At 68.2% G+C, this 19,428-nt stretch carries 17 protein-coding genes; 13 read left to right on the top strand and 4 right to left on the bottom strand.

What is annotated here, in order from left to right; translation table 11 throughout:
• Positions 1-70: 70 nt before the first annotated feature.
• Both leuS and ACWV8V_RS09600 read right to left on the bottom strand, forming a co-directional pair.
• The gene (leuS, locus tag ACWV8V_RS09595; protein ID WP_259259580.1) at positions 71-2,719 is read right to left on the bottom strand and encodes a leucine--tRNA ligase; all 2,649 of its coding nucleotides are present in this window, start codon (positions 2,717-2,719) and stop codon (positions 71-73) included.
• Between the two features lie 186 nt (positions 2,720-2,905).
• The gene (locus ACWV8V_RS09600; protein WP_259259579.1) at positions 2,906-3,517 is read right to left on the bottom strand and encodes a DUF998 domain-containing protein; all 612 of its coding nucleotides are present in this window, start codon (positions 3,515-3,517) and stop codon (positions 2,906-2,908) included.
• A gap of 126 nt (positions 3,518-3,643) precedes the next feature.
• On the opposite strand from ACWV8V_RS09600, the gene trxA reads away from it, so the two are divergent.
• The 5 genes from trxA to ACWV8V_RS09625 all read left to right on the top strand — a co-directional run bounded on the left by trxA (position 3,644) and on the right by ACWV8V_RS09625 (position 9,309).
• Positions 3,644-4,507 carry a thioredoxin gene (trxA, locus tag ACWV8V_RS09605; RefSeq protein WP_259259578.1) on the top strand — a complete coding sequence of 288 codons (864 nt, stop codon included), beginning with the start codon at positions 3,644-3,646 and terminating at the stop codon, positions 4,505-4,507.
• Between the two features lie 203 nt (positions 4,508-4,710).
• Positions 4,711-6,369 carry a FecR domain-containing protein gene (locus ACWV8V_RS09610; protein WP_455899548.1) on the top strand — a complete coding sequence of 553 codons (1,659 nt, stop codon included), beginning with the start codon at positions 4,711-4,713 and terminating at the stop codon, positions 6,367-6,369.
• Positions 6,366-7,997: a CHASE2 domain-containing protein gene (locus ACWV8V_RS09615; RefSeq protein ID WP_455899633.1), complete on the top strand. Its 1,632-nt coding sequence runs from the start codon at positions 6,366-6,368 to the stop codon at positions 7,995-7,997. The genes ACWV8V_RS09610 and ACWV8V_RS09615 overlap by 4 nt, the downstream gene beginning before the upstream one ends.
• A 67-nt stretch (positions 7,998-8,064) precedes the next feature.
• Positions 8,065-8,529, top strand: a complete 465-nt coding sequence (locus tag ACWV8V_RS09620; protein ID WP_259259576.1) for a DUF4442 domain-containing protein — start codon at positions 8,065-8,067, stop codon at positions 8,527-8,529.
• Positions 8,530-8,580: 51 nt separating this feature from the next.
• On the top strand, positions 8,581-9,309 hold the full coding sequence (locus ACWV8V_RS09625; RefSeq protein ID WP_455899549.1) for a hypothetical protein: 729 nt from the start codon (positions 8,581-8,583) through the stop codon (positions 9,307-9,309).
• Between the two features lie 23 nt (positions 9,310-9,332).
• On the opposite strand, the gene ACWV8V_RS09630 is transcribed toward ACWV8V_RS09625, so the two are convergent.
• On the bottom strand, positions 9,333-10,628 hold the full coding sequence (locus ACWV8V_RS09630) for a hypothetical protein (protein WP_455899550.1): 1,296 nt from the start codon (positions 10,626-10,628) through the stop codon (positions 9,333-9,335).
• 74 nt (positions 10,629-10,702) lie between these two features.
• Between ACWV8V_RS09630 and ACWV8V_RS09635 the strand changes: the two genes are divergently transcribed.
• From ACWV8V_RS09635 to rnfB, 8 genes are all read left to right on the top strand, one after another.
• Entirely contained in the window at positions 10,703-11,380 is a 678-nt protein-coding gene (locus ACWV8V_RS09635) for a DUF502 domain-containing protein (protein WP_123730567.1), read from the top strand.
• A gap of 131 nt (positions 11,381-11,511) precedes the next feature.
• Positions 11,512-13,434, top strand: a complete 1,923-nt coding sequence (locus tag ACWV8V_RS09640) for a DUF885 domain-containing protein (protein ID WP_455899551.1) — start codon at positions 11,512-11,514, stop codon at positions 13,432-13,434.
• Between the two features lie 50 nt (positions 13,435-13,484).
• Positions 13,485-14,525: a serine hydrolase domain-containing protein gene (locus ACWV8V_RS09645; RefSeq protein ID WP_455899634.1), complete on the top strand. Its 1,041-nt coding sequence runs from the start codon at positions 13,485-13,487 to the stop codon at positions 14,523-14,525.
• On the top strand, positions 14,522-14,941 hold the full coding sequence (gene gloA2 / locus ACWV8V_RS09650) for an SMU1112c/YaeR family gloxylase I-like metalloprotein (protein WP_455899552.1): 420 nt from the start codon (positions 14,522-14,524) through the stop codon (positions 14,939-14,941). Before ACWV8V_RS09645 ends, gloA2 begins: the two co-directional genes overlap by 4 nt.
• Positions 14,942-15,042: 101 nt before the next feature.
• Positions 15,043-15,486: a DUF2147 domain-containing protein gene (locus ACWV8V_RS09655; protein WP_121038630.1), complete on the top strand. Its 444-nt coding sequence runs from the start codon at positions 15,043-15,045 to the stop codon at positions 15,484-15,486.
• Between the two features lie 98 nt (positions 15,487-15,584).
• The gene (metG, locus tag ACWV8V_RS09660) at positions 15,585-17,663 is read left to right on the top strand and encodes a methionine--tRNA ligase (protein WP_455899553.1); all 2,079 of its coding nucleotides are present in this window, start codon (positions 15,585-15,587) and stop codon (positions 17,661-17,663) included.
• Between the two features lie 60 nt (positions 17,664-17,723).
• Complete coding sequence (locus tag ACWV8V_RS09665; protein ID WP_259259567.1) at positions 17,724-18,365, top strand: HAD family hydrolase; 642 nt, start codon at positions 17,724-17,726, stop codon at positions 18,363-18,365.
• Between the two features lie 28 nt (positions 18,366-18,393).
• The gene (rnfB, locus tag ACWV8V_RS09670) at positions 18,394-18,813 is read left to right on the top strand and encodes an Rnf electron transport complex subunit RnfB (protein ID WP_259259566.1); all 420 of its coding nucleotides are present in this window, start codon (positions 18,394-18,396) and stop codon (positions 18,811-18,813) included.
• A gap of 97 nt (positions 18,814-18,910) precedes the next feature.
• On the opposite strand, the gene ACWV8V_RS09675 is transcribed toward rnfB, so the two are convergent.
• The gene (locus ACWV8V_RS09675) at positions 18,911-19,258 is read right to left on the bottom strand and encodes a RidA family protein (protein WP_121038644.1); all 348 of its coding nucleotides are present in this window, start codon (positions 19,256-19,258) and stop codon (positions 18,911-18,913) included.
• Positions 19,259-19,428: the final 170 nt, after the last annotated feature.

The raw sequence follows: 19,428 nt of genomic DNA on the forward strand, positions 1-19,428 counted from the left end.
GTGCCGGATGCCGCGTGAACAGGACTTGATACCGGACCGGGTGCACAGGCACCCGGCAGGCACGACAGGATCAGCCCTGCGGGGCCGCCACGATGTTCACGATCTTGCCGGGCACGATGATGATCTTGCGCACCACCAGCCCTTCCAGGAACTTGGCCGCGTTCGGCTCGGCCAGACCCAGTGCTTCGATCTGATCCCGCGGGGCATCGGCCGCGACCTCGATGGTGCCACGCAGCTTGCCGTTGACCTGCACGGCCAGCGTCACTGCATCGCGCACCAGCGCAGCCGGATCGGCCTCCGGGAACGTCTGGTCTTCCAGCAGTTCTTCGCCATGGCCCAGCACCTGCCACAACGCATGGCTGGCATGCGGGGTGATCGGGTTGAGCAGCAGCACGGTGGCACGCAGCGCTTCCTGGCGGACCGCACGGCCCTGATCGCTGACGTCATCGAACTTGGCCAGCGCGTTCATCAGTTCCATCACTGCAGCGATCGCGGTGTTGAAGCTGTGGCGGCGGCCGTAGTCGTCGCCGACCTTGCCGATGGTTTCGTGGGTCTTGCGGCGCAGCGCCTTCTGCTCGGCGTTGAGCGCGGCCACGTCCAGCGCCGGGGCGGCACCGTCGGCGGCATGCTTCTGCACCTGCGCCCACAAGCGACGCAGGAAGCGCGCCATGCCATCCACGCCGGCTTCGTTCCACTCCAGCGACTGCTCCGGCGGCGCGGCGAACATCGAGAACAGACGCACGGTATCGGCACCGTACTTGCTCACCATCACCTGCGGGTCCACGCCGTTGTTCTTGGACTTGGACATCTTCTCGGTGCCACCGATCACCACCGGCTGGCCGTCGGCGATCAGGGTCGCCCCGACGATGCGGCCGCGCTCGTCGCGCTGCACATCGACATCGGCCGGGTTGATCCAGTCCTTGGAGCCGTCCGGATTCGGGCGGTAGTAGGTTTCGGCGATCACCATGCCCTGGCATAGCAGGTTCTGCGCCGGCTCGTTGCTGTCCACCATGCGCGCATCACGCAGCAGCTTGTGGAAGAAACGGAAGTACATCAGGTGCAGGATCGCGTGCTCGATGCCGCCGATGTACTGATCGACCGGCAGCCAGTAGTTGCCGCGCTTGTCGACCGCATCACGGGCACCCGGCGAGGTGTAGCGCGCGTAGTACCAGCTCGACTCCATGAAGGTATCGAAGGTGTCGGTCTCGCGCTCGGCCGCGCCGCCGCAGTCCGGGCAGGTGGTCTTGCGCCATTCCGGATCGGCCTTGATCGGCGAACCGGTGCCGACGAAGTTGACGTTCTCCGGCAGGATCACCGGCAGCTGCTCTTCCGGGACCGGCAAGGCGCCGCACTTGGGGCAGTAGATCACCGGGATCGGGCAGCCCCAGTAGCGCTGGCGGCTCACACCCCAGTCGCGCAGACGATAGTTCACACGGCGCTGGCCCTGGGCCTTGCGCTCGAAACGCTCGGCCAGTGCCTCGAAGGCGCCCTGGAAATCCAGCCCGTCGAACTCTTCGGAGTTGACCAGCTCGGTCTCGCGCGTCTTGTCGCCGTACCAGTCCTGCCAGCGCGTGGCGTCGTACGCGCTTTCTTCCTTGCGCAGCGACTTCAACGCGATGACCTGGCGGATCGGCAGGCCGTACTTGTTGGCGAATTCATTGTCGCGCTGGTCGTGACCGGGAACGGCCATCACCGCGCCGGTGCCGTAACCCATCAGCACGAAGTTGGCGACCCACACCGGCACCTGGGCGCCGGTGACCGGATGGATGGCGCGCAGGCCGGTATCCATGCCGCGCTTTTCCTGGGTTTCCAGCTCGGCCTCGGAGACGCCGCCCTGCTTCATCTCGGCCAGCAGCGCGGCCAGCGCCGGGTTGGACTTGGCCGCGTGCTGGGCCAGCGGATGCTCGCCGGCGATCGACACAAAGGTGACGCCCATCACGGTGTCCGGACGGGTGGTGAACACGCGCAGCGGGTCCAGCGTGCTGCCGTCAGCGTCACGCACGTCGAACTGGATCTCCAGCCCTTCCGAGCGGCCGATCCAGTTGCGCTGCATGGTCTTGACCGAATCCGGCCAGCCCGGCAGTTCGTCCAGGCCGTCCAGCAGTTCCTGGGCGTAATCGGTGATGCGCAGGAACCACTGCGGAATCTCGCGCTTTTCCACCAGCGCGCCGGAACGCCAGCCGCGGCCGTCGATGACCTGCTCGTTGGCCAGCACGGTCTGATCGATCGGGTCCCAGTTCACCACCGCGTTGCGGCGGTAGGCCAGGCCCTTGCGCATCAGGCGGGTGAACATGCGCTGCTCGTGCACGTAGTACTCGGGCGTGCAGGTGGCGAACTCGCGCGACCAGTCGATCGCATAGCCCATGGCCTTGAACTGGCCACGCATGTGCTCGATGTTGGCGTAGGTCCACTTGGCGGGCGCGGTCTTGTTCTTGATCGCCGCGTTCTCGGCCGGCAGGCCGAACGCATCCCAGCCCATCGGCTGCAGCACGTTGTGACCGGTCATCCGCTTGTAGCGGCTGATCACGTCACCAATCGTGTAATTGCGCACGTGGCCCATGTGCAGCGCACCGGACGGATACGGCAGCATCGAAAGGCAGTAGAACTTCGGCTTGTCCGAGGTCTCGGTGACTTCGAAGGCACGGGTGGCATCCCAGTACTGCTGGGCGGCGGATTCAACCTGCTGCGGATCGTAAACGTTGGGTTCGACGCTGGTCATAAAAACGCTAGTGCGGCGGCAAAGCGGCACAGGGTACCGCAGTGCGGCAAAGGGCTCCAATCGACGTTGCCCACTGCCGCGGCCAAAGCTGTCATCTCATTGAATTGACAGGGGATTGGCAGAACACGCTCTGCCCCTGCCCCGCGCCACGCGGCGTACCGGGGCGCAGCAACGACCCGCCCGCGCTCAGCCCCGCCGCGCCGCCGGGGCCAGCGGCAGCACCGCCACCAGCCAGACCAGCCACACCCCGAAGGCCACGCGCTGGGCCAGCGGGGCCGGCAGCAGGGCCTGCAGCGCGAACGCGGCCAGCAGCACGCCCACCCCGCACGCCAGATGCAGGGCGCCCACGGCACGCCACGCCGGCAGCCGCAGCGCGCCGATTCCGGACATCACCGCGCCCGGCACGAAGGCCAGCACCCAGATCATCCAGGCACTGGCGTGGTATTGGCTGGCGGGATTGTCCAGATCGCTGGTATCCAGCGGCAGCACGCCCATCGCGGTGAAGCCGACCCCGGCCAGCATCAGCAACTGCGCGCCGACCCGCATCGACCATGGCGCGGTGCGCGGCACCCGCAGCAGCAGGCGCAGCGCGACGAGGCTGGCCAGCAGGCCGGGCAGCGCAAAGCCGAGCAGATTGAAGGCCAGCGCATGCGGTACGCCCAGCGCACCCAGCAGCGCGACCGGGTGGCCGATCGGATCGAACAACGGCAGTGCCGCGCCGAAGCCCAGCACCGCGCCCACGAACGCGACAGCGGCGGCAATGCCGAACGCGCCTTCCCAACGATGGATTCCCGACATCTCGCACCCGGCCTGTTCACAAGGCCTGCATTGTCGCCGTTCCGCGCCTATTCCGCCCGGTGGGGTTGCGTCCGGCAGCAGCCGGCACCATACACTTCCTCTCCAGTTTCCCGTTGATCTGAAACCATGAGCGATCTGCCCCACGTGTTTGACGCCACCACCGAGACCTTCGAGACCGAGGTGCTGCAGAAGTCCCTGCAGACCCCCGTGCTGGTCGATTTCTGGGCCACCTGGTGCGGCCCCTGCAAGACCTTGGGCCCGATGCTGGAAAAGCTGGCCGGCGAATACCATGGCGCCTTCGAGCTGGCCAAGGTGGACGTCGACAAAGAACAGCAGATCGCCGCCGCCTTCCAGATCCGCTCGGTCCCGACCGTGTTCCTGGTCAAGGGCGGACAGATTGTCGATGGCTTCCCGGGCGCGGTGCCGGAAGGTCAGCTGCGTGAGTTCCTGACCCAGCACGGCGTGGTCCCGCTTGAAGCGGCCCCGGACGAAGCAGAAGCCGTCGAAGCGCCGCCGCTCGACCCGCAGGCCCAGGTCGACGTGCTGCGCGCGGCCATCGCCGCCGAGCCGGACAGGGAAGAGCTCAAGCTCGACCTGGCCCTGGCGCTGCTGCAGACCGGCGCCACCGCCGAGGCCACGGCCCTGATCGACGCCCTGCCGGCCAACCTCTCCACCGATGACCGCGCCGTGCGCGCCCGCGCCCGCCTGGAATTCGCCAGCGCCCTGCAGGACGCCCCGGCTCCCGAGGTGCTGGACGCCCGCATCGCGGCCAATGGCGATGACCTGCAGGCACGCCATCTGCGTGGCGTGCAGCTGCTGCTGTCCGGACAGGACGCCGCCGCGCTGGAGCAGTTCCTGGACATGCTGCGCCGGGACCGCACCTACGACGAGGGCCGCCCGCGCAAACTGCTGATCGATGCCTTCAAGGTGATCGAGGATGAAGACCTGGTCGGCCAGTACCGCCGCCGGATGGCCTCACTGCTGTTCTGATCGGCCAGCTCTCACCGGGATGATCGGATCTATGCGGGCCAGAGCCTTGCCGGGCTCTGGCCGAACGTGAATCACGTTCAGAAACCCTGCACAGCCGCCGGGCAATAATGCCGCCGCGGCACACTGGAGGCCGCGATCCATCGGGGAGGATGAGGTCTGGGCCATGCTGGCCCCGTGGCTGCGCCCCGCCTTGCAGGGCCGTAATGACCGTGAGAGTGACCCGTTTGCTTCGTCTCCCCCTGGCCGTCCGCGCGCTCGCGCTGGTGGTGCTGCTGCTGTCCGCCGCGCCGTTGCTGGCCCAGAACTGGACCTATCGGGTGCGCCCCGGCGACACGATCTGGGACCTCAGCGCCCGCTATCTGAAACCGTCCATCGCCTGGGAACAGCTGCAGTCGCACAACGGCATCGCCGATCCCTACCGGCTGCCGCCCGGCAGCCAACTCCGTTTCCCCGTGGCCTGGCTGCAGGTCCAGCCTGCACCGGCGCGCGTACTCGCCGTGCGGGGCCCGGTACACAGCCAGACCGACGGCCAGCCCCGTCGCGAGGTGGCCGAAGGCGATCTGCTGCGGATCGGCCAGGAACTGTTCACCGGCGACGATGCCAGCGTCACCGTGGTCTTCGCCGATGATTCACGCCTGCAGCTGCGCGAACAGTCCCGGCTGCGCTTGGACCAGCTCAGCCGCTATGGGCGCACCGGCATGGTCGATACCCGCCTGCGCCTGGAACAGGGCCGTGCCAGCAACCGCGTCACGCCTGCCAATGGTCCGGCGTCGCGCTACATCATCGATGCGCCCACGGCGACCAGCAGCGTACGCGGCACCGTCTTCCGGGTCAGCGCCGGCCGGGACGGCCGTGGCGCGGCCACCGAGGTACTGGAAGGCCGCGTGCAGGTCGGCAACCGTCGCGGCCAGCGTCTGGTCACCCACGGCCAGGCCACGCGCAGCCCGTCGCGCGATGCGCGCCCGGCCGATCTGGAGGCGCTGCTGCCAGCCCCCGTGTTGACGACCGATCCCCAGCGGCTGGCCACCCTGCCCGCTGCGCTGGCCTGGCAGCCGGTGCCGGATGCCGTTGGCTACCGCGTCGAAGTGGTCCGCGCCGACCAACCGGAGGTGCTGCTGTTCGCCCGCGATACCGATACCACGGCGCTCACCCTGCCCGACCTGCCGCCCGGCGATCTGCGCGTGCTGGTGCGGGCGGTCAGTGCGGAACAGGTGGAAGGGCTGGATGCCGGGCAGGACTTCCAGGTGCGTGACCAGCCGATCGCCCCGCTGACCGTACGCCCGCTGCATGGCCAGACCATCAACAGCCCGCGGCCCCGTTTTGAGTGGACCCGCGTTTCCGACGCCGCGCGGACCGTCCTGCAGATCGCCCGCGACCCGCAGTTCCTGGATCCGCTGCTCGAACAGGACACCCGCGCCACGCACCTGCGCCCCGGCCAGGACCTGGCCCCGGGCGACTATGTCTGGCGCATCGCCTCGGTCGACGGCAATGGACACCGGGGTCGCTACAGCCAGCCCTTGCCGCTCACCATCACCGATCTGCCGATCGATCCGGCGCTGCAGCCGCCGGAGGCCGCCAAGGGCCAGTTGACGCTGCGGTGGCAGGCCGGTGAAGCGGGTCAGCGCTATCGCGTGCAGCTGGATCGGCGCGGCGACTTCGCCACGCCATTGCTGGACCGCGAGCTCGAGCAACCCGAGGTGACACTCAAGCGCCCTTGGCGCGGCACGTTGCACGTCCGCGTGCAGTACATCGACGAAGACGGCTACGCCGGTCCGTTCTCGCCGACACAACAGATCGCCCTGCCGTGCCGCACCTGTTACGGCGCCGGCGGTGGCGCCCTGCTGCTGTGGCTGCTGTTGTGACGCCGCTGCATCTGCCCTGGCCACACCGTGTGCTGCTGGCCGCACTGGTCGGCGCATCTGCGGTTGCCGCCAGCCACTGGCAATGGTTCTGGACGCAGGATGAAGCGGTGTACGACGCCTACGTGGGCGGTTGGGAATACACGCCCGACGCGCGCCTGCTGATCGTCGCGATCGACGACAACAGCCTGCAGCAGCTGGGTCAGTGGCCGTGGCCACGCGGCACCCATGCCCGCCTGCTGGATCGGCTCACCGATGCCCGCACCGAGCGCGTGGTACTGGACCTGGTGTTGTCCGAAGCCGACCGCCAGGACAGCAGCCAGGATGCCGAGCTGGCCGCAGCGATCCGCCGCAACGGCCATGTCGTGCTTCCGGTGGTGGCCGCACCGGCCAGTGGCCCGCGCATGGCCGAGGAGCTGCTGCCGATCCCGCTGATCGCCGCCAACGCGGCCAGCCTCGGCCACACCGACATCGAGGTGGACAGCGACGGGGTCGCCCGCGGGCTGTTTCTCACCGCCGGCATCGGTTCCCCGCACTGGCCAGCGCTCGGCCTGGCGCTGGCCAATCCCCCGGGTCCGCTGCCCGGGCTGCGCGATGATCGTCCGGGCCTCGATTCGCCCTACCAGTGGCGACGCGACCACTACGTGCGCGTGCGCTATGCCGGGCCGCCCGAGCGCTTTCCGCAGGTCTCCTATGTGGATGTGCTGCAGGGCGAGGTGGACCCGGACGTGCTGCGCGGCCGGCTGATCCTGGTCGGCATGACCGCCAGCGGCATTGCCCCGCGCCTGCTCACCCCGACTACCCGCGAACGCTGGATGAGCGGCAGCGAGTACCAGGCCAATGTCGCCTCGATGTTGCTGGACGACAAGGTCATCGCACCGCTGCCTCCGGCGTGGCAGAGCGCGCTCACCGGGGTACTGGTCGCACTGTGCTGCCTGTTGCTGACGCTGCCGCGCGCCTGGTTGAGCGGGATGTTGGCGCTGCCGTCGACGCTGCTGCTGAGCTTCGTGCTGCTGCGCGCGGGCAACCTGTGGTTCGCCCCGGCAGCTGCGTTGACCGGCATGCTGGCGGTGATCCTGGCGTGGGCGCTGTGGCGGGTCAGTGCCTGGCGGCGCCAGGCCAACAGCGATGCCCTCACCGGGCTGGGCAACCGGCTGCGCTTCGAACAGACCCTGCAGGCCGAGCATGACGCGGGGCGCCGTTCCGGACGGCCGTTGACGTTGGTGCTGATCGATGTGGACCACTTCAAGCGCCACAACGATGAGTTCGGCCACCAGGCCGGCGACAACGTGCTGCGCCGGATCGCGCAGGAACTCCACGCGCATGCCCGCCGCCCCCGTGACATGGCCGCGCGCTTCGGCGGCGACGAGTTCGCGCTGATCCTGCCCGACACCACGCCGGAAGGCGCCCTCCAGGTGGTGCAGGATCTGGTCGCACGCGCACAGGCGCTGGAGATCCCCGCCGGGCGCGGCGCGACCACGCATATCACCGTGACCGTCGGCGTGTTCACGCGGGTGCCGACTGCGAACACCGAGCCGCGGCATTTCTTCGAAGGTGCCGATGCAGCGCTGTACCAGGCCAAGGCGGCCGGCCGGAATGGGTATGCGGTGGACGACGGCGGGCCGGGCTGAGGCGCCGCCACTCCATACGCAAGCGAATGGTAGACTCCGATCACCTCTCCACTGAGATGCGATCCGAATGAAGGCCTCCGTCTTCCGCCTTGGCCTCAACCTGTGGCCGCCGTTCCTGTTCACGGGCATCCATGTCACCGAGGTCAGCGCCGACTACCGCCATGTGCGCGTCGAGTTGCGCATGCGCCCCTGGAACCGCAATTACGTGGGCACCCATTTCGGTGGCAGCCTGTTCGCGATGACCGATCCGTTCTGGATGCTCACCGTGATGCAGAACCTGGGCCGCGATTACTACGTCTGGGACCGCGCCGGGGAAATCGAATTCCTCAAGCCGGGCCGCGGCACGGTGGCCGCCGAGTTCAGGCTGGACGAGGCGCTGCTGGATCAACTGCGTGCCGCCACTGCCAGCGGGGAAAAGTACCTGCACTGGTTCAGCAATGACATTGTCGATGCGAAAGGCGAGGTCATCGCCCGCGTGCGCAAGCAGGTCTACCTGCGCCTCAAGCCCGAGGCACGCCAGCGCGCGGGATGAGCCCTCGCGCGCTTGCTATGCTCGCGCGCCGGCTTCACCCCACGGACGACCATGCGCCTGCCCCTGCTTGCTGCCCTGCTGCTCACTGCCCTGCCCGCGTCCGCGCAGGAACTGCGGATCCCACCGGTCGACTATCCGGTATTGCCCGCCCACGCCACCCGGGCCGAAGGTTTCGTGCCGTCAGGATGGCGCATCGAGCAGCAGCTTCGCGGCGATCTCAACGGCGACAAGCGCGAGGATCTCGTTCTCGTGCTGCGCCAGCAGGACCCGCGCAACATCGTCGAACACGATGGCTTCGGCATCAGCCCGCTGGACAGCAATCCACGCATGCTCGCCATCGCCTGGGCCACGCCGACCGGCTACTCGCTCGCTGCGCAGAACCACACGCTGATCACCCGCCACGAGGCGCCGAACCTGTCCGATGTCTTCGAGGAGGGCGCCGGCGTTTCGATCGTGCGTGGCACGCTGCAGACCACGCTGTTCTTCTTCTCCAACGCCGGCAGCTGGTCGACCGGCTCGGCCAGCTACACCTTCCGCTGGCAGGAGGGTGCCTTCGCGTTGATCGGCTACGACCGCAGTTCGATGATGCGCAACTCCGGGCAGACCGAAAGCCTGAGCATCAATTACTCGACCCGACGCGTGCGTCATGCCGAAGGCAGCATGGAATCGGACGAGGACAGCGTGCGCTGGGAGACCCTGAGCTCGCCGCAGCGCTGGACCCTGGAGACCGTCGGCGACGGCAGCGCGTTCGAGCCGCTGGCATCGGTACAGGATCGCTGAGCCACGGCATCCCGGCACGTTTGCTAGTGCGCAGGTGCGCGCATCGGCACCCGCAGCGTCGGTCCGACGTCGCTCATCACCGCGCGCCGCTCCACCTGCAGCCAGTGGCCATCGTCGCTGAGCACCGGTGTGCGGGTGGGCGAGCGTAGCGCTTCTGGCAGGCGCTGCAGGGCCACGGACGCGGGGGTGGGCTGCTGCCGCAACCAGCGCTGCGCCGCAACCAGGCGCAGCATCGCGGCCGCGTCCTGCGGGCGGCCTGCGTACTGCCGCATGTCCGGCCCGGTGATGTTGGACAAGGCGCATCCCAGCGGATTGGCGATGCAGGCAAAGCGATCCTGCGCGGGGCCGGGAATCGGGGTGGGCGCATCCCGGGTGGCCACCCGTTCAGCACTGGCGGCGCATGCCCACGCATAGCGCGGCGCCATGCGTGCCTGGGTGCGCGGCACATCCAACAGCAGGTGCTGCGCCGCCGGGTTCCCGGTCGTCAGGCGCACTCCCGCCCCGGCCAGCCCGAACTCACCGCGCATCGCCGTGCACAGGCTCTGCTCGTCGGCCGTCATCGGCGCCAGTGCGGCGCCGCAGATGGCAGGCAGCGCGGTATCAGCAGGCAGTTCAACCAGGATGTCGGCCAGCAGCCGCGCGTTGCTCTCCACCATCGCCGCACCGATCATGCTGGTGATCAGGGTATCGCCCTGCCCCGTCATCCGCCGACCGCTGAGGATGTCCGCGCATGCACCGGCGAGTGCGGTGCCACTGTCGCCACGCACATGGGCGAGCGCGTGCGCGGAGACAGGATCGAGCACCGGCTGAAAGACCGGCAGTGGGACCATCGGATCCGTGTCGAACGGCTTGAACGGCGAGGTGAAGTGACCGTAGCCGGCAAGCGCGGCCACGCGCTGGTGAAGCGCGTCGTGTCCGGCATGCGCAGCCTCGACACCGTCCGGGTCGGCGCGCACCGCCGCCAGACACCCGATACCCCGCCGGCCGCAGCCTGCCGGGGCAGACAGCGGCGTTGCGCGGAAGCGTCCTTCCGCACTGGACGAGACCGGTCGCTGGCCGGGTGAACCGGTGCGCCACCGCTCGACGTCCTGCGCCATGACGGCGTCACCGCCGGCGCCCTCCAGCCCGTCGTAACGCAGGGTCCACAGCGCGGTGAAGCCGTTCTCGCCACGCATGGGCAAGGGCGCCTGCAGCAGCCGCATCGCCTCGCGCTGTTCAACTGGCAACGGCCAGAACCGCGAAGCCGCCCAGAGCACGACGACCGCCACTGTCAGGCTCAGGATCGAGATGCCCACCCATTTCAGACCTGTCTTCAACACAGCGTTCTCCCAGACCCCGCGTCCTGCAGGGAGCGCCAGCGTAAACCGGGCATCGCCACCGCTACAATGCGCGGATGTCGCCCGAAGCCCCCCAACTCGTTCCGCGTCCCTCCCTGCAGCGCCTGTTCCTGACCGGCCTGCTGACCCTGCTGCCGATCTGGCTGACCTGGGTGGTGGTCAAATTCGTGTTCGTGCTGCTCTCGGGCATTTCCAGCCCGCTGGTGGTGCCGCTCTCCGAGCAGATCGCCGCCTCGTTCCCGCATTACCTGGGCTGGATCAAGGTCGAGTGGATGCAGGACATCATCGCCCTGGCCGCCACGCTGCTGGTGATCCTCTCGGTGGGCGTACTCAGCCGCCGCGTGATCGGCCAGCGCCTGCTGCGCTGGTTCGGCGCGGTGATCAAGCGCATTCCGCTGGCCAGCATCATCTACGACAGCGCCAAGAAGCTGCTGGACATGCTGCAGACCGAGCCGGGCAGTACCCAGCGCGTGGTGCTGATCGATTTCCCCCACCGGGACATGAAGTCGGTCGGCCTGGTCACCCGGGTGATCAAGGAACAGGGCACCGGCCGCGAACTGGCGGCGGTGTATGTACCCACCACACCCAACCCGACCTCTGGCTATCTGGAAATCGTGCCGGTGGAACTGCTCACGCCCACCGACTGGACCGTGGACCAGGCAATGAGCTTCATCATCTCCGGCGGCGCGGTCGCCCCGGAAAGCGTGCCGTTCACCCGCGCCGGCGATCGTTGAGCATCGCGGAAGCCCCACGCTGCCGCAGCTGACTGAGCGCCGTACGTGACAAAGCTGACCGGGGGCCGGTGCTGGCCGTACGCAGGCGAATCGGGCAAGCTCCCGTGTCTGTGCGTTTACGGAAACAGCCGATGCCCCACCCCGCCCGCGCCCTGGCGCTTGCCATCGCCGTCCTGATGGCCTTCAGCGCCGCCGCCCCGGCCGAAGCTGCCAAGAAGAAGGCCACCCGGCCCGCCGCGACACAGTCCCGGCCCGCTGCCAAGCCCAAGGCCAAGCCGCGTGCACGCCCGGCCGCCGCCCCTGCCCGCCAGCCGCTGGTGCGCCAGCAGAGCAAGGCCGCGCAGCTGGACCGGATCTACGATGAGTACTGGGATGCCTCGATGCGGCTCAATCCGCTGCAGGCCACGTTCCAGGGCGACAGCCGCCACAACGATCAGCTCCCGAACATCCTCTCCGCCGCCTACCGCCAGCAGTCGCATGACTTCACCGTGGAGTGGCTGGGCAAGGTCGAGAAGATCGGCCCGGATGGCCTGACCGGCCAGGACCTGCTCAGCTATGAAATCTTCGTGCGCGATGCGCGCATGTCACTGGCCGCCGAGCAGTTCCCCGGCTGGATGCTGCCGGTGAGCCAGTACTACAACCTTGGCAGCATCATGGCCATTCTCGGCTCCGGCTCCGGTGCGCAGCCCTTCAACACGGTGCAGGATTACGATGGCTGGTCACGCCGTTCGCTGGGCATTCCCGCCCTGTTCGAACAGGCCATCGCCAACATGCGCCAGGGCATGGCCGCCGGTGTGGTACAGCCACGCGATCTGATGGAAAAAGTACTGCCGCAGCTGGATGCGGTGATCAAGCCGACCGCCGAAGAGAGCATCTTCTGGGCGCCGATACGCAATCTGCCGGAGGATTTCCCGGCCGCCGACAAGGCCCGTATCACCGCCGAATACAAGCGCATGATCGAGTTGCGCATCATGCCGTCCTACCGCGCCCTGCGCGGCTTCATCGCCACCGAGTACCTGCCCGCCGCACGCAGCACCGATGGCCTGGCGGGCCTGCCCGGCGGCAAGGCCTGGTATGCGCAGACCATCGTGCAGAGCACCGCGTCCACGCTGACGCCCGAACAGATCCATGCGCTGGCCGAACAACGCGTGGCCACCCTGCAGGCGCAGATCGCCGCGATCATGAAAGAGAACAAGATCCGCGGCTCGCAGCAGAAGCTGCTGCGCACCATGCGCACCGACCGCGATTTCCAGTATGCCAACGCCGATGCACTGATCAACCGCTACAAGCAGCTGCAGAGCCAGGTCAACGCACGCCTGCCCACGCTGCTCGGCACGCTGCCCAAGGCGCCGATGGAAATCCGCGCGGTCGAGCCCGAACGCGCGGCCACCGCCGGCGCGGTGAGCTACCAGCAGCCGTTGCCGGACGGCATGCGCCCGGGCGTGCTGTACATCAACACCGGCGATCTGCCGAGCCGCCGCCGCTGGTCCGCACCGATGCAGTTCCTGCACGAGGGCATTCCGGGCCATCACGTGCAGCTGGGCCTGCAGCAGGAGCTGGACAAGCTGCCGCGCTTCCGTCGTCTGGGCGGCGATATCGCCTTCGTGGAAGGCTGGGGCCTGTATGCCGAGTCGCTGGGCGAGCAACTGGGCGTCTATCAGGATCCGTATGAGCGGATCGGCTACCTGCAGGCCGCGCTGACCCGTGCCGCGCGCATGTCCGCCGACACCGGCGTGCACGCGCAGGGCTGGAGCAAGCGCCAGGCCGTGGACTATCTGGTCAAGACCGCGGACATGAGCGCCAGCGATGCCACCGCCGAAGCGGAGCGCTTCATGGCCCTGCCCGGGCAGACCCTGGCCAATGGCCTGGGCGAGCTGAAGATGATGGAGCTGCGCGACAAGGCCAAGGCGGCACTGGGGCCGCGTTTCGACGCGCGCCGCTTCCATGAGGAAGTGCTGCGCGATGGCTCGATGCCGCTGGACATCCTGGATGCCAAGATCGCCCGCTGGATCGCCAGCCAGAATAGCCCGGCCACGCCCGCGCCCGCGCCCTGAAGGAACCGAGCATGCACATCGTGCGGCATCTGCGTGTGTGGATCAGCGCGATGTGCATCGCCGGCAGCGGCACCGTCATCGCAGCGCCGGTGCTGACGCCACCGGATCCGGGCATCGATGCGCTGATGCAGCGCTACGATGGCCAGGTCCCCGGCGCCGCGGTGCTGGTCCTGCACGACGGCAGGCCGGTGTTCCGGCGCGGGTACGGCCTGGCGGTGCTGGAAGATCGCACCGCCGTGACCGCGCAGACCCATTTCCGCCTGGCCTCGGTCAGCAAGCAGTTCACCGCCGCGGCGATCCTGCTGTTGGCCGAAGATGGCGCGTTGACCCTGGATGACCCAGTGAAGCGCTGGCTGCCCTCGTTGCCAGCGGCCGCCGATGCCATCACCCTGCGCCAGCTGCTCAGCCACACCAGCGGCCTGCTCGACTACGAAGACCTGATGGCTGCCGACGCGACCGTGCAGGTCCATGACCAGGACGTGCTGCATCTGCTGGAACACCAGGACCGGACATACTTCGCGCCGGGCTCGGCCTACCGTTACAGCAACAGCGGCTACGCGCTGCTGGCGCTGGTGGTCGGCAAGGCCGCCGGCACTGATTTCGCCAGCTTCCTGCGCCAGCGGATTTTCCTGCCGCTGGGCATGCGCGACAGCGTGGCGCATCAGGACGGCGTGGACGACGTCGCGCGCCGCGCCTATGGCTACAGCGAGCGCGACGGGCGCTGGCAGCGTACCGATCAAAACCCGACCAGCGCGGTGCTCGGCGATGGTGGCGTGTATTCCTCGTTGGATGACCTGGCGCGCTGGGATGCGGCGCTGTATGACCAGCGCCTGTTGAAGGCGACCTCGTTGAAGCAGATGTTCTCCCCTGCCACCCCCACCGCCGAGACGGATGTGCCGTTCTACGGCTTCGGCTGGCGGCTCAACGGTGGCGCGCAGTGGCACAGCGGCGAGAGCATCGGCTTCCGCAACGTGATCCTGCGCTATCCGGCGCAGCGCCTCACCGTGATCGTACTCAGCAACCGCAACGCCCCCGAACCCTATCCGCTGGCGCTGCAGATCGCCGGGCGCTGGCTGGATACTCTGCAATGAACGCTTCTGACACGTCCCCACTGATCGGCATCCACCACGTGGCCCTGATCTGCGCCGATTACGCCCGCTCCAGAGACTTCTACACCCGCGTGCTCGGCCTGCAGGTGATCGCCGAGAACCATCGCGCGGCGCGCGACTCGTGGAAGCTCGACCTGGCCCTGCCCGATGGCAGCCAGCTGGAGCTGTTCTCGTTCCCGGGCGCGCCGGCACGGCCGAGCCGCCCCGAGGCGCAGGGCCTGCGCCACCTGGCCTTCCGCGTGCATCTGCTGGAGCCGATGATCGAGCGGTTGACCGCGGCCGGCGTGGCCTGCGAACCGATCCGGGTGGACGAGTACACCGGCCGCCGCTTCACCTTCTTCGCCGACCCGGACGACCTGCCGCTGGAGCTGTACGAGATCCCGGCCGACGCCGGCTGAACCGTGCGCCGGGCACGTTCCGTACCGGAGCGAATGGGTATACAGTCGGCCCTGTACCGGCCGCCTGCGCCGGCGTTCACGGACATCCCTGGGAGGGGAACATGCGCAAGACTTTCAAGACCCTGTTGCTGGCGCTGCCGCTGATGATGGCCGCGATGTCGGCCAGCGCCGCCGACGGCGCCGTCGGCCGCTGGAAGACCATCGATGACAAGACCGGCAAGGTGAAGTCGATCGTGGAGATCACCCAGGCCACCAACGGCACGCTGACCGGCAAGGTCGTGGACATCCTGCACTCGGACAAGGGCCCCAATCCGGTCTGCGACGGCTGCGAGGGCGCCAACAAGAACAAGCCGGTCAAAGGCATGACCATCCTGTGGAACCTCAAGGCCGACGGCACCAACGCCTGGTCCGGCGGCACCATCCTAGATCCGGGCAACGGCAAGACCTACAAGTCCAAGATGAAGCTGCAGACCGGCGGCGCCAAGCTGGACGTGTCCGGCTGCGTGGCCTTCATCTGCCGCGCCCAGACCTGGGTGCGCGAGTAAGCCCGGCGCTGCTTTTGAGCCCTCGTAACCCGGCTTCGGCCGGGTTACTGCGTTTTGGCGTGCGATAATCCCCGGTTCCCCTGGCAACAGCGCTCATCATGACCCGCACCGCTCTCGTCACCACCGCCCTGCCCTACGCCAACGGCCCGCTGCACCTGGGCCACCTGGTCGGCTACATCCAGGCTGACATCTGGGTGCGCGCGCGTCGAATGAGCGGCGGCAAGACCTGGTTCGTCTGCGCCGATGACACCCATGGCACCCCGATCATGCTCGCGGCCGAGAAGGCCGGCGTGACCCCGGAGGCCTTCATCGCCAACATCCAGGCCAGCCACGAGCGTGATTTCGCCGCGTTCGGCGTGGCGTTCGATCATTACGACTCGACCAACTCGGCGGCCAACAAGGCGCTGACCGAAGCCTTCTACCTCAAACTCGAGGCCGAAGGGCACATCGCGCGCCGTTCCGTGGCCCAGTTCTACGACCCGGCCAAGGGCATGTTCCTGCCGGACCGCTACATCAAGGGCATCTGCCCGAACTGCGGTACCCCGGACCAGTACGGCGACAACTGCGAAGTCTGCGGCGCCACCTACAGCCCGACCGACCTGAAGGACCCCAAATCGGTGATCTCCGGCGCCACGCCGGAAATCCGCGATTCGGAGCATTTCTTCTTCGAGGTCGGCCGCTTCGAAGGCTTCCTGCGCGAGTGGCTGGCCGGCGACGTCGCCCTGCCGGGCGTGAAGGCCAAGCTGGGTGAGTGGCTCAACGCCGAAGGTGGCCTGCGCGCGTGGGACATCTCGCGCGATGCGCCGTACTTCGGCTTCCAGATCCCGGGCCACCCGGGCAAGTACTTCTACGTGTGGCTGGATGCGCCGATCGGCTATCTCTCCAGCTTCCAGGCGCTGTGCGCGAAAACTGGCGAAGATTTCGAGGCGCACCTGCGCGCCGGCACCAGCACCGAGCTGCACCACTTCATCGGCAAGGACATCGTGAACTTCCACGGCCTGTTCTGGCCGGCGGTGCTGCACGGCACCGGCCACCGCGCGCCGACCCGCCTGCACGTCAACGGCTACCTGACCGTGGATGGCGCCAAGATGTCCAAGTCGCGGGGCACCTTCGTGATGGCCCGCACCTTCCTGGATGCCGGGCTGGAACCGGAAGCGCTGCGCTATTACTTCGCGGCCAAGTCCTCTGGCGGCGTGGACGATCTCGACCTGAACCTGGGTGATTTCATCGCGCGCGTCAACGCGGATCTGGTCGGCAAGTTCGTCAACCTGGCCAGCCGCTGCGCCGGCTTCATCAGCAAGCGCTTCGAGGGCCGCCTGGCGGCTGCGCTGCCCGATGCCGCCCAGTACGACCGCTTCGTCGCCGCACTGGCGCCGATCCGCGAGGCGTACGAGCGCAACGATCCGGCTGCCGCGCTGCGCCTGACCATGACCCTGGCCGACGAAGCCAATCGCTACATCGACGACCAGAAGCCGTGGGTGATCGCCAAGCAGGACGGTGCCGACGCGCAGCTGCAATCGGTCTGCACCCAGGGCCTGAACCTGTTCCGCGTGCTGGTCACCGCGCTCAAGCCGGTGCTGCCGGCCACCGCCGCGCAGGCCGAGGCTTTCCTGGCCGCGCCCGTGCACGCCTGGACCGACATCGTCGCCCCGCTGACCGCGCACACCATCGCGGTGTATGAGCCCCTGTTCACCCGTATCGACCCGAAAAGAATCGACGCCATGACCGACGCATCCAAGGACACCCTGCAGGCCGCCACCCCGGCCCCCGCCGCCCCGGCCAAACCGGCCAAGCCCGCTGCCGCACCGGCACCGGTTGCTGCGGCCGATGGCGAGGCCGCACCGGCCTACATCGGCATCGACGACTTCGCCAAGCTGGATCTGCGCATCGGCAAGGTGCTGGTCTGCGAGTTCGTGGAAGGGTCGGACAAGCTGCTGCGTTTCGAACTCGACGCCGGTGACCTGGGCAAGCGCCAGATCTTCTCCGGCATCCGCGCCAGCTACGGCGAGCCGGAACAGCTGGTCGGCCGCAGCGTGGTCTTCATCGCCAACCTGGCCCCGCGCAAGATGCGCTTCGGCCTGAGCGAAGGCATGATCCTGTCGGCCGGTTTCGACGGCGGCGCACTGGCCCTGCTGGATGCCGACAGCGCCGCGTTGCCGGGCATGCCGGTCCGCTGATCGCTGCGGCAGGGCGGCCACCGGGTCGCCCTGCCACGCTCTTCTGCCTGGAGGTGTGGGTTGGAACTGGCGCTGTTCGATTTCGACCACACGGTCACCACCTGCGATACCTACGGGCGGTTCCTGCGCCGCGTGGCGACCCCCGAACAGCTTGCACAGGCCTGGTGGAAAGTCGGCCCGTGGCTGCTGGCCTATCGCCTGAAGCTGATCTCCGCGCAACGCATCCGCGCCCGTGTCACCCGCCTGACCTTCACCGGCCGCCATCTCGAGGACATCACCGCCCAGGCCGCCGGCTACGCGCGCGATGTGCTGCCGCAGGTGATGCGGCCGGAGATGCTCGAGCAGATCCACTGGCACCTCAAGCAACAGCACACCGTGGTGATCGTGTCCGGCTCGCTGGACCTGTACCTGCGCCCATGGTGCGAGGCGATGGGGTTGCAGCTGATCTGCAACCGGCTGGACAGCCACGACGGACGCCTCACCGGGCGCTACGCCGAGGGCGACTGCGGCCCGCGCAAGGTGGAGCACATCCGTCGGCGTTACGACCTCGCGCGCTACCTGCGCATCCACGCCTACGGCGACAGCCGCGAAGACCGCCCGATGCTCGCGCTCGCCCACGAGCGCTGGTATCGCGGCAAGCCCGTGAAGCCGCGTCGGGATTCGCCGGCTACACCACCACCGGCCCGGGACAGCCGGGCCTGATGCCCCACCGCGCAGCCACCGCCACGCCATGAGCCTCCCCATCGATACCCTCACCGAACGCCTCGACCGCCTCCTGCCGCAGACCCAATGCGGGCAATGCGGCTACGACGGCTGCCGCCCGTATGCCGAGGCGATGGCACGCGGCGAGGCGGGCATCGATCACTGCCCGCCCGGCGGCGATGCAGGCGCGCGCGCGCTGGCGAACGTACTGGGTGTGCCGGCAGTGCCGTTCGACCGCACGCGCGGTGCACACAAGGCACCGCAGGTCGCGGTGGTGATCGAAGCCGACTGCATCGGCTGCACCAAGTGCATCCAGGCTTGCCCGGTGGATGCGATCGTCGGGGGCGCCAAGTACATGCACACCGTCATCGCCGATCTGTGTACGGGCTGCGAGCTGTGCATCCCGCCCTGCCCGGTGGACTGCATCGACCTGGTCAGCGCGCGCTGACCCTTGCGCCGGCCGCTATGCGCCTCGCGGCGGCGGCAGGGTCTGGGCGCACGGCGATGCGTCGATCACCATGGCGCCCAGCGGTCCCGCGATGCGCTTACGGCAATGCCGCGGTCACCACGATCTCCACCTTCCAGCTCGCATCCGCCAGCTTGGCTTCCACCGTGGCGCGCGCCGGGGTCATGCCAGCCACCACCCACTCATCCCACGCGGCATTCATGCCGGCGAAATCATTGATGTCGGCCAGGAAGATTTCCGCGCGCAGGATGTGCTGCTTGTCACTGGCCACCAGCGCCAGCAGCTTGTCGATCTCTTCCAGCACCTGACGGGTCTGGCCGGTGATGTCCTGGCTGGTGTCTTCAGGGATCTGCCCGGACAGATAGGCGACCTTGTTGTGCACGGTCATTTCGGACATGCGCGGGCCGACATCGAAACGTTCCAACATGGCAATTGCTCCTCTGGATGAAACCGCATTGTCACCGATGCGGCGTGCGCCTGCCCGGCCCGGTGCGCAAAGCAGCCACAGCACGCACATCCCACCCGCTTGGCAAGCGTCGGCATCAGGCGCACGATTTGCCGGTCAGGCGCCCGCGCCTGCGTTGACTCCTTCATCGC

It is taken from the genome of Stenotrophomonas sp. Ker107b, assembly GCF_053847245.1.